Origin of the sequence: Serratia sp. CY56464 (assembly GCF_052168435.1) — a bacterium.
Taxonomy (GTDB): domain Bacteria; phylum Pseudomonadota; class Gammaproteobacteria; order Enterobacterales; family Enterobacteriaceae; genus Serratia; species Serratia marcescens.
This window is the reverse complement of the sequence record NZ_JBJNMV010000001.1, coordinates 2,378,611-2,392,716: the sequence shown is the minus strand read 5'-3', so window position 1 is coordinate 2,392,716 and position 14,106 is coordinate 2,378,611. Positions and strand designations below refer to the sequence as shown.

The 14,106-nt window shown below is 64.2% G+C and carries 17 protein-coding genes; 13 read left to right on the top strand and 4 right to left on the bottom strand.

The features are described 5' to 3' along the window. The 6 genes from ACJ8KE_RS11665 (at position 1) to modC (ending at position 4,793) form a co-directional block, all read left to right on the top strand. Entirely contained in the window at positions 1-1,026 is a 1,026-nt protein-coding gene (locus ACJ8KE_RS11665; RefSeq protein WP_079450910.1) for a FecCD family ABC transporter permease, read from the top strand. Further along, positions 1,023-1,811, top strand: coding sequence for an ABC transporter ATP-binding protein (locus ACJ8KE_RS11660; protein ID WP_079450911.1), 789 nt, complete (start codon positions 1,023-1,025; stop codon positions 1,809-1,811). The genes ACJ8KE_RS11665 and ACJ8KE_RS11660 overlap by 4 nt, the downstream gene beginning before the upstream one ends. 146 nt (positions 1,812-1,957) lie before the next feature. Continuing rightward, a complete protein-coding gene (locus ACJ8KE_RS11655) occupies positions 1,958-2,107 on the top strand; it encodes an AcrZ family multidrug efflux pump-associated protein (protein WP_004939813.1) in 150 nt (49 codons plus the stop codon). 158 nt (positions 2,108-2,265) lie between these two features. Further along, on the top strand, positions 2,266-3,039 hold the full coding sequence (gene modA, locus ACJ8KE_RS11650) for a molybdate ABC transporter substrate-binding protein (protein ID WP_079450912.1): 774 nt from the start codon (positions 2,266-2,268) through the stop codon (positions 3,037-3,039). Continuing rightward, positions 3,036-3,725: a molybdate ABC transporter permease subunit gene (modB, locus tag ACJ8KE_RS11645; protein WP_016928698.1), complete on the top strand. Its 690-nt coding sequence runs from the start codon at positions 3,036-3,038 to the stop codon at positions 3,723-3,725. The genes modA and modB overlap by 4 nt, the downstream gene beginning before the upstream one ends. Then, positions 3,726-4,793, top strand: coding sequence for a molybdenum ABC transporter ATP-binding protein ModC (gene modC / locus ACJ8KE_RS11640; RefSeq protein ID WP_240293925.1), 1,068 nt, complete (start codon positions 3,726-3,728; stop codon positions 4,791-4,793). It begins immediately after the preceding gene. Between the two features lie 31 nt (positions 4,794-4,824). Here the strand turns inward: modC and ACJ8KE_RS11635 are convergent, their stop codons facing one another. Beyond that, positions 4,825-5,643, bottom strand: a complete 819-nt coding sequence (locus tag ACJ8KE_RS11635; RefSeq protein ID WP_240294077.1) for a pyridoxal phosphatase — start codon at positions 5,641-5,643, stop codon at positions 4,825-4,827. Between the two features lie 178 nt (positions 5,644-5,821). On the opposite strand from ACJ8KE_RS11635, the gene pgl reads away from it, so the two are divergent. Beyond that, a complete protein-coding gene (gene pgl / locus ACJ8KE_RS11630) occupies positions 5,822-6,817 on the top strand; it encodes a 6-phosphogluconolactonase (protein ID WP_016928695.1) in 996 nt (331 codons plus the stop codon). 67 nt (positions 6,818-6,884) lie between these two features. Here the strand turns inward: pgl and ACJ8KE_RS11625 are convergent, their stop codons facing one another. Further along, entirely contained in the window at positions 6,885-7,367 is a 483-nt protein-coding gene (locus ACJ8KE_RS11625) for a kinase inhibitor (protein WP_239441693.1), read from the bottom strand. A gap of 32 nt (positions 7,368-7,399) precedes the next feature. Further along, positions 7,400-8,368, bottom strand: a complete 969-nt coding sequence (gene dmeF, locus ACJ8KE_RS11620; RefSeq protein ID WP_239441694.1) for a CDF family Co(II)/Ni(II) efflux transporter DmeF — start codon at positions 8,366-8,368, stop codon at positions 7,400-7,402. A 78-nt stretch (positions 8,369-8,446) separates the two neighbouring features. On the opposite strand from dmeF, the gene ACJ8KE_RS11615 reads away from it, so the two are divergent. Next, a complete protein-coding gene (locus ACJ8KE_RS11615; protein WP_004939805.1) occupies positions 8,447-8,722 on the top strand; it encodes a metal/formaldehyde-sensitive transcriptional repressor in 276 nt (91 codons plus the stop codon). 2 nt (positions 8,723-8,724) lie between these two features. Further along, positions 8,725-9,126: a YkvA family protein gene (locus ACJ8KE_RS11610; RefSeq protein ID WP_016928691.1), complete on the top strand. Its 402-nt coding sequence runs from the start codon at positions 8,725-8,727 to the stop codon at positions 9,124-9,126. Positions 9,127-9,130: 4 nt separating this feature from the next. On the opposite strand, the gene bioA is transcribed toward ACJ8KE_RS11610, so the two are convergent. Next, positions 9,131-10,405, bottom strand: coding sequence for an adenosylmethionine--8-amino-7-oxononanoate transaminase (bioA, locus tag ACJ8KE_RS11605; protein WP_016928690.1), 1,275 nt, complete (start codon positions 10,403-10,405; stop codon positions 9,131-9,133). Between the two features lie 88 nt (positions 10,406-10,493). Here bioA and bioB point away from each other — a divergent pair, with 88 nt between their 5' ends. Genes bioB through bioD form a run of 4 tightly spaced genes read left to right on the top strand, consistent with a single transcriptional unit; the run spans position 10,494 to position 14,100 of the window. Then, positions 10,494-11,531, top strand: a complete 1,038-nt coding sequence (gene bioB / locus ACJ8KE_RS11600; protein WP_028127661.1) for a biotin synthase BioB — start codon at positions 10,494-10,496, stop codon at positions 11,529-11,531. Next, positions 11,531-12,682 (top strand): 8-amino-7-oxononanoate synthase, encoded by a 1,152-nt coding sequence (gene bioF, locus ACJ8KE_RS11595; RefSeq protein ID WP_016928688.1) that lies wholly within the window; start codon positions 11,531-11,533, stop codon positions 12,680-12,682. The genes bioB and bioF overlap by 1 nt, the downstream gene beginning before the upstream one ends. Beyond that, entirely contained in the window at positions 12,666-13,433 is a 768-nt protein-coding gene (gene bioC, locus ACJ8KE_RS11590; RefSeq protein ID WP_117287033.1) for a malonyl-ACP O-methyltransferase BioC, read from the top strand. Before bioF ends, bioC begins: the two co-directional genes overlap by 17 nt. Then, positions 13,426-14,100 carry a dethiobiotin synthase gene (gene bioD / locus ACJ8KE_RS11585; protein WP_033641046.1) on the top strand — a complete coding sequence of 225 codons (675 nt, stop codon included), beginning with the start codon at positions 13,426-13,428 and terminating at the stop codon, positions 14,098-14,100. Before bioC ends, bioD begins: the two co-directional genes overlap by 8 nt. The last annotated feature ends 6 nt before the right edge of the window (positions 14,101-14,106 follow it).

The following is a 14,106-nucleotide window of genomic DNA, read 5'->3' as shown; positions in this document are numbered from 1 at the left end:
ATGAGCCGGCGGTTACTGCCCGGCCGTGAGGCCGGCGGGTTGTTGCTGCTGGCGGCGGCGCTGCCGCTGGCCCTGCTGGGCGCCACCTTGTCGGGGCCCGCGCCGATCGCGTGGCACGACGCCTGGCGCATCGTGCTCGGCGTCAGCGGCGGTGCGCAGACCGATACCGAGGTGTATCAGCGCATCATCTGGTCGCTGCGGATGCCGCGCGCGCTGCTGGCGGCGCTGGCCGGCGCCGGGCTGGCGCTGGCGGGCACCGTGCTGCAGTCGCTGACCCGCAACCCGCTGGCCGATCCCTGGGTGCTGGGGATCTCCTCCGGCGCCGGCGTGGGGGCGGTGACGGTGTTGGTGTTGGGGCTGGGGGGCGGCCTATTGTCGGTGTCCGGCGGGGCGTTTATCGGCGCGCTGGCGGCGTTTGCATTGGTGATGCTGCTGGCCGGACGTTCGCTGGAGGGGGAGTCCACGCTGTTTATTCTGGCCGGGGTGGCGGTGACGCAGCTGCTCTCCGCGCTGACTTCGCTGATCACACTTTGGCAGGCGGACGCCAACACCACGCGCGGCGTGATGTTCTGGCTGCTGGGATCGTTCAGCGACGCGCGCTGGCCGCAGGTCGGGCTGTGCGGGCTGGCGCTGGCGGCGACGCTGCTGCTTTGCTGGCTGCGGGCGGGCGAACTGGACGCGCTGGCGTTTGGCGGCGTGACCGCCGCTTCGCTGGGGGTGGCGGTGGCCCCGCTGAAGCTGCTGCTGTATGTGGTGACCACCGCGCTGACGGCGGCGATCGTCGCGTTCAGCGGCGCGGTGGGGTTTATCGGGCTGACGGTGCCGCATGTCGCCCGGCGGCTGGTGGGCTCGCGGCATCGGCTGCTGTTGCCGGCCAGCGCGCTGTGCGGCGCCCTGTTCGCCGTGGCGGCAGACACGCTGGCCAGAACGCTGTTTGCGCCGCGCGAGCTGCCGGTCGGCGTGCTGACGGCGCTGCTGGGGGTGCCGATATTCCTGCTGTTGCTGTATCGAAAGGTCAATGCATGACGATTGAAAAAGCGCGATCCGGCCTGTGCGCCGAAGCGGTGAGCTGGCGAGCGGGGGCGCGCACGGTGCTGGAAAATCTCAGTTTCTGCGCCTTGCCCGGTGAGATCACCGGCGTGCTCGGCGTCAACGGCAGCGGTAAATCGACGCTGCTTAAGCTGCTGGCTGGGCTGCAGCCCGCCGCCGGCGGCCGCGTTTGGCTGGAAGGGCGCGAAATCGCCGCATTTTCCGGGCGGGAACGCGCCAGGCGCATCGCTTTTCTCGAGCAATCTGCCCCCGGCGCCTTCGCGCTGCCGGTGAAGGAGGCGGTATTGTTGGGGCGTCTGGCCCATGTCGGCCGCTGGCGTGGTTTTGGTTCCGAGGATCGCCGCCTCGCCGGGCTGGCGATGGAGCAAGTGGGCATCAGCCACCTGGCCGATCGCGATTGGCAGCGGCTGTCCGGCGGTGAACGACAGCGGGTGCATCTGGCGCGCGCGCTGGCGCAGCAAACGCCGTGGCTGCTGCTGGACGAACCCGCCAATCATCTGGATATCGCCCATCAGCAGCAGTTTATGGCCTTGCTGCGGCGGCTGAAACTCAGCGTGGTGGTGACGCTGCACGATCTGAATCTGGCGGCCTGTTATTGCGATCGGATCGCGCTGCTGCAGCGGGGCGGGATCTGTGCGGCGGGCGCGCCGCGGCAGGCGCTGACGCCGGAGAACATTCACGCGGTATATGGTGTGGAGGCCAAGCTGGCGGCGCCCGCCGGCTATGCGCCGCCATTGATCTATTACCCCGCGCCGGGATGAGGGAGGCTGAAAGGGCACGTTTGGCCGATCACAATTTCGCCTCGCTGGCTAAAATAACTCCGGTTTTAGCGATTTTTTTGGGTTAGAATAACCCGATATGCGGTGAAAGGCATTTGCCGCTCAATGGGCAGTTAAGCGAGGCTATCATGTTGGAATTATTGAAAAGTCTGTTATTCGCCGTGGTGATGGTGCCGGTGGTCATGGCGCTCATTCTCGGCCTGATCTACGGTTTTGGCGAAGTGTTCAACGTCTTCTCCAAAGTTGGCCGTTCGAAAGAAAACCGCACCCAGCACTGACCGTTCCCCATCCCGATATCCGCCGGCATCCCCCGGCGGGCATTCCTCAAGTTATCTCACGCTTTGCCGATAAACCGCATGACAAGCTTTCGCGCAACGTTATATTATTTTTTATATAACGAAGAGTGATAATGCACGTTAACTTGCGGAGAAAAACAATGAAACAGCAATGGACCAAATGGGTTGGCGGGATCGTTCTGGCATCGGGCCTGGTGGCTCAGGCTTCGGCGGCGGAAAAGATCACCGTGTTCGCCGCCGCGTCGCTGACCAACGCGCTGCAGGACATCGCCACCCAATATCAAAAAGGCAAGGACGTGCAGGTGGTTTCCTCCTTTGCGTCGTCCTCGACGCTGGCGCGCCAAATTGAGCAGGGCGCTCCGGCCGATCTGTTTATCTCCGCCGATCAGCAGTGGATGGATTACGCCATCGACAAGCAGCAGATGGTGAAAGACACCCGTTACACGCTGCTGGGCAACGAACTGGTGCTGATCGCCGCCAAGAACGATAAACAAGACAAGATCGCCATCGACAAGCAGACCGACTGGGCCAAGCTGCTCAGCGGCGGCCGCCTGGCGGTGGGCGATCCGGATCACGTGCCGGCCGGCATCTACGCCAAAGAGGCGCTGGAGCATCTGGGCGCCTGGCGCGCGCTGGAACCGAAACTGGCGCGCGCCAACAACGTGCGCAGCGCGATGGCGTTGGTGGAGCGCGGTGAAGCGCCGCTCGGCATCGTCTACGGCTCCGATGCGGTCGCCAGCGACAAGGTGAAAGTGGTGGGCGTGTTCCCGGAAGACAGCCACAAACCGGTTGAATATCCGATGGCGATAGTGAAAGATCGTCAAACTCCGACGGTCAGCGCTTTCTATACCTATCTGAAGAGTCCGGAAGCGGCCGCTATTTTCGAACATTATGGATTCACCCCGCGTAAATGATTCTGAGCGAGTATGAGTGGCAGGCGGTTGAGCTGAGCCTGAAAGTCTCCGGTTTGGCGGTGGTCTGCAGCCTGCCGTTCGGCATTCTGATGGCCTGGGTGCTGGTGCGTTGCCGTTTTCCCGGCAAGGCGCTGCTGGATGGCGTCATTCACCTGCCGCTGGTGCTGCCGCCGGTGGTGGTCGGCTATTTGCTGCTGATCGCCATGGGGCGGCGCGGCGTCATCGGCGAGCGGCTGTACGACTGGTTTGGCTTCAGCTTCAGCTTTAGCTGGCGCGGCGCCGCGCTGGCGTCGGCGGTGGTGGCGTTTCCGCTGATGGTGCGCGCTATCCGGCTGGCGCTGGAGGCGGTGGACACTCGGCTGGAGCTGGCGGCGCGCACGCTGGGCGCCAACCCATGGCGGGTGTTTTTCACCATCACGCTGCCGCTGTCGCTGCCCGGCGTCATTGTCGGCGTGGTACTGGCCTTCGCCCGCTCGCTGGGGGAGTTCGGCGCCACCATCACCTTCGTCTCCAACATTCCCGGTGAAACCCGCACCATTCCGCTGGCGATGTATACGCTGATTGAAACGCCGGGGGCGGAGGCCGCCGCCGCGCGTCTGTGCGCGATCGCCATCGTGCTGTCGCTGGCTTCGCTGATGGTGTCCGAATGGCTGGCCCGCTGGGGCCGCAAACGGATGGGGGCGTAAATGCTGGAGCTGGACTTCTCGCAGCAGCTGGGCGACCTTAATCTCAACGTCCGCGCCGATTTGCCGGCGAAGGGCATCACCGCGATTTTCGGCCTGTCCGGCGCGGGAAAAACCTCCCTGATCAACGCCATCGGCGGCCTGACCCGTTTACAGCAGGGGCGCATCGCGCTCAATGGCCGCACGCTGGTGGATACCGCCGCGGGCCTCTGCCTGCCGCCGGAAAAGCGCCGAATCGGCTACGTGTTTCAGGATGCGCGGCTGTTCCCGCATTATCGGGTGCGCGGCAACCTGCAGTACGGCATGGCGGCCGGCATGCGCGCGCAGTTCAATACCATTGTCGAGCTGCTGGGCATCGGGCCGCTGCTTAATCGGCTGCCGTTGACGCTCTCCGGCGGTGAAAAACAGCGGGTGGCGATCGGCCGCGCGCTGCTGACGGCGCCGGAACTGCTGCTGATGGACGAACCGTTGGCCTCGCTCGATCTGCCGCGCAAACGCGAGCTGCTGCCGTATCTGGAGCGGTTGGCGCAGGACGTGAACATCCCTATCCTCTACGTCAGCCATAGCCTGGACGAGATCCTGCGGCTGGCCGAGCAGGTGATGGTGCTGGATCGCGGTGAGGTGCGCGCGTTCGGCGGGCTGGAAGCCGTCTGGGCCAGCAGCGCGCTGCGGCCGTGGCTGCAACGTGAAGATCAGAGCAGCGTGCTGCGCGTCAGCGTGATTGAGCATCATCAACGCTATGCCATGACCGCGCTGGCGCTCGGCGATCAACGGCTGTGGGTCAGCGGCATCGACGCCGAATTGGGCACCCAACTGCGCATTCGCATCAACGCCGCCGACGTCTCGCTGGTGCTGCAACCGCCGGTCAACAGCAGCATTCGCAACGTCTTGCCGGCCAAGGTCAGCGAGTGTCTGGACGTGGACGGGCAGGTGGAAGTGAAGCTGGCGGTCGGGGAACACGTGCTGTGGGCGCGGATCACGCCGTGGGCGCGCGATGAACTGGCGATCCGCCCCGGGCAGTGGCTGTACGCGCAGGTGAAGAGCGTGTCGATCAGCCGCGAGAGCCGCTAAGGCAGGCCCTCCCGGCGGGAGGGCGAAAAAACTAGAGTATGCGGGTGCGGATCACCTCGGCGATGCCCGGCTGCAGGTTATCGGCGATCACCAGATCGGCGCATTCCTTGATCGCGTCATCGGCGTTGCCCATCGCCACGCCCAACCCGACCGCTTCCAGCATGCTGATGTCATTGTAGTTGTCGCCGAACGCCACCACCTGATCCATGCTCAGCCCCTGCGACTCCACCCATTGGCGCAGGCGTTTGCCTTTGCTGTTGCCGCCTTTGGCGATATCTACCTGATCGTGCCAGGACCATTCGCACGCCAACCCCAGCTCTTTTTCCACCGTGTCGGCAAACTCGCGCAGCGCCGGAATATCGGCGTGCGAGGTGGCGAATTTCCAGATCGCCTGCGCGTCGTCGGCCGCCTGCGCCAGGCTGCCGACCTGCAGCAGCGTCGGGCGCTGCGACGCCGGCAGGGTTTCGGCCCAGGCCAGCGAGCGAATCACATGGCCGCTCGGCTCTTGATACAGCATGGCATCGTCAACGTACATCAGCCCGTGAATGTCGGTCTGTTTGAGCATCTGCAGCACCTGCTTGGCTTGCTCCTTCGCCAAGGGATCGGCAGCCAGCACCTTTTTCTGCTGAAAATCATACAGGTAGGTGCCGTTGCAGCAGATGGCCGGGGTATCTATCTGCAGCGCCTGGTAAAACGGATGGATGGCGACGTGATGGCGGCCGGTGACCACCACCACCTGGACGCCGGCGGCGCGCGCCTGCGCCAGCGCTTCCAGCGACTGCGGTAAGATGCGTTTTTGATTGTCCAGCAGGGTGCCGTCAAGATCGAGGGCGATGACGCGGTAGCTCATAGGGTTCTCGTTATCGTTAGCCATAAAATTAATCCGATGGTACACCGGATAGCCTATGGAGAAAACCGCGTGAGCTTCCGGTGCTAAGCAGGGTTGCCATGCGACGGATGTGCGGTAAGCTAGGAGCAATCGAACGGCCTGAAACCGGTTCCTCTTTTACCCTTTGCAAGGAGAACACATGAAGCAAATCGTTTATGTCGCCAGCCCGGAGAGCCAGCAGATCCACGTCTGGCAGTTGGACGACGCCGGCGCGCTGGCGCTGCTGCAAACCGTTGACGTGCCGGGCCAGGTACAGCCGATGACCCTTCATCCGGACAAGACCCACCTGTACGTCGGCGTGCGTCCGGCGTTCGGCATCGTTAGCTACCGCATCGAGGCGGACGGCACGCTGCAGCAGGCCGGCATGGCGCCGCTGCCGGGCAGCCCGACCCATATCTCCACCGATTTGCAGGGGCGTTATCTGTTCTCCGCCTCCTACAGCGGCAACTGCGCCAGCATCAGCCCGATCGGCCACGACGGCGTGGTGACGGCGCCGATCCAACAGATCGACGGCCTGAGCGCGCCGCACTCGGCGAACATCGATCCGACCAACCAGCTGGTGCTGGTGCCGTGTCTGAAAGAAGACCGCATCCGTCTGTTCAACCTGAGCCTGGCGGGCCAGCTGACGCCGCACGCGCAGGAGGCGGTGGATATCGCCGCCGGCGCCGGCCCGCGCCATATGGCGTTCCACCATAACGACAAGTTCGCCTACTGCGTCAATGAGTTGAACGGCACGGTGGACGTGCTGGCGATTTCGGAAAACGGCGGCAAATACACCGTGACGCAAACGCTGGATATCATGCCGGACGACTTCGACGGCACCCGCTGGGCGGCGGACATTCATATCACGCCGAACGGCCGTTTCCTCTACACCAGCGATCGCACCGCCAGCATTCTGACCCTCTTCAGCGTCTCCGAAGACGGCGGCACGTTGAGCGTGGTCGGCTATTATCCGACCGAAACGCAGCCGCGCGGTTTCAATATCGATCACAGCGGCCGCTTCGTGATTTCGTCCGGCCAGAAGTCCGATCATATCGCGGTGCATGAAATTGATCAGGCCAGCGGCGAGCTGACCACGCTGGCGCGTTATCCGGTGGGCAAAGGCCCGATGTGGGTCAGCGTGCTGGCGAAGTAATTCGTCGGTCAGAGGAGTATGGAAAAAGCGCGGTTCGGTTGAGCCGCGCTTTTTTATGGGCGGGGGATCAGTTGAACATCACCGTCAGCGTGGCGCTGCCGAGGCTGTGGAAATGCACGTTAAAGCCCACCAGTGCGCCGCTGGACCCTTCATCCACCTCAATGCTTTCCACGTCCAGCGCGTGCACGGTGAACTGATAGCGGTGGCTTTCGCCATTCGGCGGCGCGGCGCCGCCGTAACCGGCCGAACCGAAGTCGGTACGGGTTTGCAGCGCGGCGCTCGGCAGCGGCGCTTTGCCGGAGCCTGCGCCCTGCGGCAGCTCACGCACGTCGGCCGGAATATTGGCCACCACCCAGTGCCACCAGCCGGAGCCGGTTGGGGCGTCGGGATCGTACAGGGTGACGACGAAGCTCTTGGTGCCCTCGGGCACGCTGTCCCAGGCCAGGTGCGGCGACAGGTTATCGCCGTGGTAGCCCATGCCGTTGAAGACCTGCGTCTGCGGCATTGTGCCGCCGTCCTGCAGATCGTTGCTGTACAAACGAAAAGCCATAATGACTCCCAGTTATCGATAAACGCGGACCCCTAAGCTAGATCTTTTCGGTGGAACAATACAACCCCTTGCGCCAACGGCGGACGGTTGATCTCGACGGTGACATGCACCAGTTCGGGATGCGCGGCCAACAGTTGGCGCACCCGATCGGCGGTGAGGGCGCGATCGGCGCTGCTCAGGGCGATGACGCAATGATATTTTCCTTTACCGATGCGGCCTACGTGCAAATCGGTCAGCGTGAGTGGGTGGCCGGAAGTGGCCAGGGTCTGACGAATCTCTTGCGCCACGGGGGCGTCCATTTCGGCATCCAGCAAAATCTTCCCGCTATCGCGCATCAGGCTATAGGCCCAGGCGGCCACCATCATCGCGCCGACGATGCCCATCAACGGATCGAGCCAAGCGGCGCCCCAAAGCTTGCCGCCAAACAGCGCGACGAGGGCCAACACCGAGGTGGCGGCGTCGGCGATGACGTGGATATAGGCGGAGCGCAGGTTGAGGTCATGATGAGGGTCATCGTGGTTATCCCCGTGGTGGTGATGGTGGCCGCCGCCGCGCAACAGCCAGGCGCAAAGCAGATTGACGGCCAGCCCGATCGTACCGATGGTGATGGCTTCGTTGTAATGAATCGGGCTGGGATTCAGCAGCCGCTGCGCTGACTGGAACAGCATCAGCGCCGCCACCAGCACCAACAACACCGCGCTGGTGTAACCGGCCAGCACTTCTATTTTCCAGGTGCCGAGGCTGAAACGGCGATCCTTGGCCAACCGGCGTGCGGCGCCGTAAGCCAGCAGCGACAAGCCCAGAGCCAGCGCATGCGAGCTCATGTGCCAGCCGTCGGCCAGCAATGCCATCGAGTTAAACAGCCAACCGCCGGCGATCTCGATGACCATCATGCTGGCGGTGAGTATCACCGCCCATCTGGTGTTTCTTTCGGCCAATGGGTTACCATCGTCAAAAACGTGGCTGTGCTCGCGGTGCAAAGCGGGCGCGTGAGACGTCATGGTGAAGTTCCTCAGCAAAAGGCAGTGTGCTGGAATATACTATACCCCAGTATAGTAAATAACAATCGGGCGGAAATAATGAGCCATACCCTCAGAGATCAAAAGAAGCTGTTGGCGCGGGTGCGCCGCATTAAAGGGCAGGCCGAAGCGCTGGAGCGCGCGCTGGAGAGCGGCGGCGAATGTTCTGCTGTTCTGCAGCAGATCGCGGCGGTGCGCGGCGCGGTCAACGGTTTAATGGCGCAGGTGCTGGAAGGGCATGTGCGCGAACATCTGGCTGCCGCGGACGCTACGCCGCAGCAGCGTGAGCAGGACATCGAGCAATTGATGACCGTTTTACGTTCTTATATGAAGTAATCATGATTTCACTGAAAAAACGCACGCCGTGGTTCGGCTGGTTGCGCCGTTGGGCCAAAGGCATCAAACGCGATATCTACGCGCTGTGGCTGGCCGCCCGTGATAAGCGCACCCCGTGGTACGCCAAGTTGATCGCGCTGCTGGTGGCCGGCTATGCGATCTCGCCAATCGATTTGATCCCGGATTTCATTCCGGTGCTGGGCTATCTGGACGATGTGATCATCGTGCCGTTGGGCATCATGCTGGCGGTGCGCCTGATCCCCAAACCGCTGATGGCCGAGCTGCGCGAGAAGGCGCAAAAGCGCGTCGATAACCCCACCGGCCGCATGGCGGCGGTGATGATCATTTTACTCTGGCTACTGTGTCTGGGATTGCTGGCCCGCTATCTGGACCAGCATTGGTAAGGCATTAACGCGCGGCGGCGGCCACGGCGGCGGTCAGGCGGCTGAGCTGTTCCGCTTCGATGATGTAAGGCGGCATCAGGTAAATCAGTTTGCCGAATGGCCGGATCCACACCCCGCGCTCGACGAACCCGCGCTGCAGCTCGGCGACATTCACCGGTTCGCGCATCTCCACCACCCCAATCGCCCCCAGCACCCGCACGTCCGCCACCTTCGGCAGCGCCGCCAACGGCAGCAGTTCCCGCTTCAACTGGGCTTCGATGGCGCTCACCTGCGCCTGCCAGCGATTTTCCGCCAGCAGCGCCAGGCTGGCGTCCGCCACCGCACAGGCCAGCGGGTTGCCCATAAAGGTCGGCCCGTGCATAAAGCAGCCGGCCGCGCCGTTGCTGATGGTCTCCGCTACGTGGCGGGTGGTCAGGGTAGCGGACAGCGTCATGTAGCCGCCGGTCAGCGCCTTGCCCAGGCAGAGAATGTCCGGCACCACCTGCGCGTGTTCGCAGGCGAACAGCTTGCCGGTGCGGCCGAAGCCGGTGGCGATCTCGTCGGCGATCAGCAGCACCTGATGGCGATCGCACAGCTCGCGCACCCGCTTGAGGTAGGTTGGGTGGTAGATGCGCATGCCGCCGGCGCCTTGCACCACCGGTTCCAGGATCACCGCCGCCACTTCACCGGCGTGCTGCTCCAGCAGCGCGGCGAACGGCGCAATGTCCTCTTCGCGCCATTCCTCATCGAAGCGGCACTGCGGCGCGGTGGCGAACAGGTGCGGCGCCAGATAGCCCTGATAGAGGCTGTGCATCGAGTTGTCCGGATCGCAGACCGACATCGCGCCGAAGGTATCGCCGTGATAGCCGTGGCGCAGCGTCAGGATGCGCTGCCGGCGCTCGCCGCGCGCCTGCCAATACTGCAGCGCCATCTTCAGCGACACTTCCACCGCCACCGAACCGGAATCCGCCAGGAACACGCACTGCAGTGCTTCCGGCGTCATCGCCACCAGCCGACGGCACAGCGAGATGGCGGCCGGATGGGTGATGCCGCCGAACATCACGTGCGACATCTTCTCCAGTTGCTGACTGGCGGCCTGATTCAGACTCGGATGGTTGTACCCGTGGATCGCCGCCCACCAGGAGGACATGCCGTCCACCAGACGCCGGCCATCCGCCAGCTGCAGCTCGACGCCGCTGGCCGACTCGATCGGGTAACAGGGCAACGGGCGGCTCATGGAGGTGTAGGGGTGCCAGATATGGCGTTGGTCAAACGCCAGGTCGGAAGCGGTGACAGACATACTTGTAAACCGAATTGAATTAAGATTGGTTGACAGTATATCCACAATATTTAAACTGGCGACACTTTTTCGTTTTGGAGACGCCATGATGGCCGATCGCATTCACTGGACAGTAGGGCAAGCCCAGGCCCTGTTTGATAAACCGCTGCTTGAACTGCTGTTCGAAGCGCAAACCGTACACCGCCGGCACTTCGACCCGCGTCAGGTGCAGGTCAGTACGCTGCTGTCGATCAAAACCGGCGCTTGCCCGGAAGACTGTAAATACTGCCCGCAGAGCTCACGCTACAAGACCGGCCTGGAGTCGGAGCGACTGATGCAGGTCGAGCAGGTGCTGGAATCGGCGCGCAAAGCCAAAGCGAACGGCTCGACCCGTTTTTGCATGGGCGCGGCCTGGAAGAACCCGCACGAGCGCGATATGCCTTATTTGCAGCAGATGGTGCAGGGCGTGAAAGCGATGGGCATGGAAACCTGCATGACGCTGGGCACGCTGGACGGCACTCAGGCCGAGCGGCTGGCGGAAGCCGGATTGGATTACTACAACCATAACCTCGACACCTCGCCGGAGTTCTACGGCAACATCATCACCACCCGCAGCTACCAGGAGCGTCTGGATACGCTCGACAAGGTGCGCGACGCCGGCATCAAAGTGTGCTCCGGCGGCATCGTCGGGCTGGGTGAAACGGTGCGCGACCGCGCTGGGCTGCTGGTGCAGCTGGCCAACCTGCCGAAACCGCCGGAGAGCGTGCCGATCAACATGCTGGTGAAGGTGAAAGGCACGCCGCTGGCGGATAACGACGACGTCGATCCGTTTGACTTCATCCGCACCATCGCGGTGGCGCGCATCATGATGCCATCCTCTTATGTCCGCCTTTCCGCCGGCCGTGAACAGATGAACGAACAGACGCAGGCGATGTGCTTCATGGCCGGCGCCAACTCCATCTTCTACGGTTGCAAGCTGCTGACCACGCCGAATCCGGAAGAAGATAAGGATCTGCAGCTGTTCCGCAAGCTGGGATTGAACCCGCAGCAGACCGCCACCGAACACGGCGACAACCAGCAACAGCAGGTGCTGGCCAAGCAACTGCTGAACGCCGATACCGCCGAGTTTTACAACGCGGCGCCGTGATGAGCTGGCCACAACGCATCGAGCAGGCGCTGGCGGAGCGGCGCTTCAACGCCGCCTACCGTCGGCGACAGGCCACCGAGGGCGGCAACGGCCGCCAGATCCGGCTCGGCGATCGTCTCTATCTGAACTTCTCGGGCAACGACTACCTGGGGCTGAGCCAGGATGCGCGGGTGATCGCCGCCTGGCAGCAGGGCGCGCAGCGTTACGGCGTCGGCAGCGGCGGTTCGGGCCACGTCACCGGCTTTAGCGTGGCGCATCAGGCGCTGGAAGAGCAACTGGCGGCGTGGCTCGGCTATCCGCGCGCGCTGCTGTTCATCTCCGGTTACGCCGCCAACCAGGCGGTGCTGGCGGCGTTGATGCAGAAGGGCGATCGCATTTTGGCCGATCGCCTCAGCCACGCTTCGCTGCTGGAGGCGGCGGCGCAGTCGCCGGCCGAGCTGCGCCGGTTCCAGCACAATCAGCCGCAGGCTTTGGCGGATTTGCTGGCCAAACCCTGCGACGGGCAGCGGCTGGCGGTGACCGAAGGGGTGTTCAGCATGGACGGCGACGGCGCGCCATTGGCGGAACTGTACCGCTTAACCCGCGCGGCGGGCGCCTGGCTGATGGTGGACGATGCCCACGGCGTCGGCGTGCGCGGCGAGCAAGGCCGCGGCAGCTGCTGGCAGCAGGGCGTGCGCCCTGAACTGCTGGTGGCGACCTTCGGCAAGGCGTTCGGCGTCAGCGGCGCGGCGGTGCTGTGCGATGAGGCGACCGCCGAGTATCTGCTGCAGTTCGCCCGCCATCTGATTTACAGCACCGCGATGCCGCCGGCGCAGGCCTGCGCGCTGCAGGCGGCGCTGGCCTGCATTCAAGAGGGCGATGAACTGCGCGCCCGGCTGCAGGACAATATTCGCCGTTTCCGCCAGGGCGCGGCGCCGTTGGCGCTGACCCTGACGGACTCCGACACCGCCATCCAGCCGCTGCTGGTGGGTGACAATCAACGCGCGCTCGATCTGGCGACCCGCCTGCGCGAGCGGGGGCTGTGGGTGAGCGCCATCCGTCCGCCGACGGTGCCGCCGGGCGGCGCGCGGCTGCGCATTACCCTGACGGCGGCGCACCAGCCGCAGGACATCGATCGCCTGCTGGAGGTATTGCATGACGTCAGCCAATGACAGGGTGAACAAACAGGCGGTCGCCTCGGCCTTCAGCCGCGCGGCCGGCAGCTACGACGCCGCCGCCGCGCTGCAGCGTGACGTTGGCGAGCGCTTACTGGGGATGGGGAGTTCCCACCCGGGCGAACGGCTGCTGGACGCCGGCTGCGGCACAGGCTATTTCAGCCGTATGTGGCGTGAGCGCGGCAAGCAGGTGACCGCGCTCGATCTGGCGCCGGGGATGTTGGCGTTCGCCCGTCAGCAACAGGCGGCGCACCATTATCTGCTGGGCGATATCGAACAGGTGCCACTGCCCGACGGGGCGATGGACATCTGTTTCAGCAGCCTGGTAGTGCAGTGGTGCAGCGATCTGCCCGCCGCGCTGGCGGAGCTGTATCGCGTGACCCGTCCCGGCGGCGTGATCCTGTTTTCCACGCTGGCGGCGGGCTCGCTGCAGGAATTGGGGGACGCCTGGCAACAGGTGGACGGCGAACGTCACGTGAACGCCTTTTTGCCGTTGACGCAGATCCGCGCCGCCTGCGCTGCCTATCGACACGAGCTGGTGACGGAATTACGCACCCTGAACTACCCGGACGTGATGACGCTGATGCGTTCGCTCAAGGGCATCGGGGCGACGCATTTGCATCAGGGGCGAGAGGGCGGCCTGATGTCGCGCGGCCGTCTCGCCGCGTTGCAGGCGGCTTACCCGTGCCGGCAGGGGCAGTTCCCGCTCAGCTATCATCTGGCTTATGGAGTGATTTATCGTGATTAAACGTTGGTTCGTGACCGGCACCGACACCGAAGTGGGGAAAACCGTCGCCAGCAGCGCCTTGCTGCAGGCCGCCAACCGGGCGGGCTACCGCAGCGCCGGCTATAAGCCGGTGGCCTCCGGCAGCGAGATGACCGCCGAGGGGCTGCGCAACGGCGACGCGCTGGCGCTGCAGGCCAACAGCGGCGTGGCGCTGGATTACGACGAAGTGAACCCTTACGTTTTTGCCGAACCGACCTCGCCGCATATCGTCAGCGCCGATGAAGGCCGGCCGATCGACGCGGCGCGGCTGTCCGACGGCCTGCGCCGGCTGGAGCAGCGCGCCGACTGGGTGCTGGTCGAGGGCGCCGGCGGGTGGTTTACTCCGCTGTCGGCGGAGTACACCTTCGCCGACTGGGTACGTCAGGAGCAACTGCCGGTGATCCTGGTGGTGGGCATCAAACTGGGGTGCATCAACCACGCGGTGCTGACGGCGCAGGCGGTGCAACAGGCGGGGCTGACGCTGGCCGGTTGGATCGCCAACGACGTGACGCCGCCGGGGCGGCGGCATCAGGAATACCTGGCCACGCTGCGCCGCATGCTGCCGGCGCCGCTGCTGGGCGAAATCCCGCACCTGCCGCAGGCCGAACGGGCGCGGTTGGGGCAGTATCTGGACATCAGCCTGCTATAAACAAAC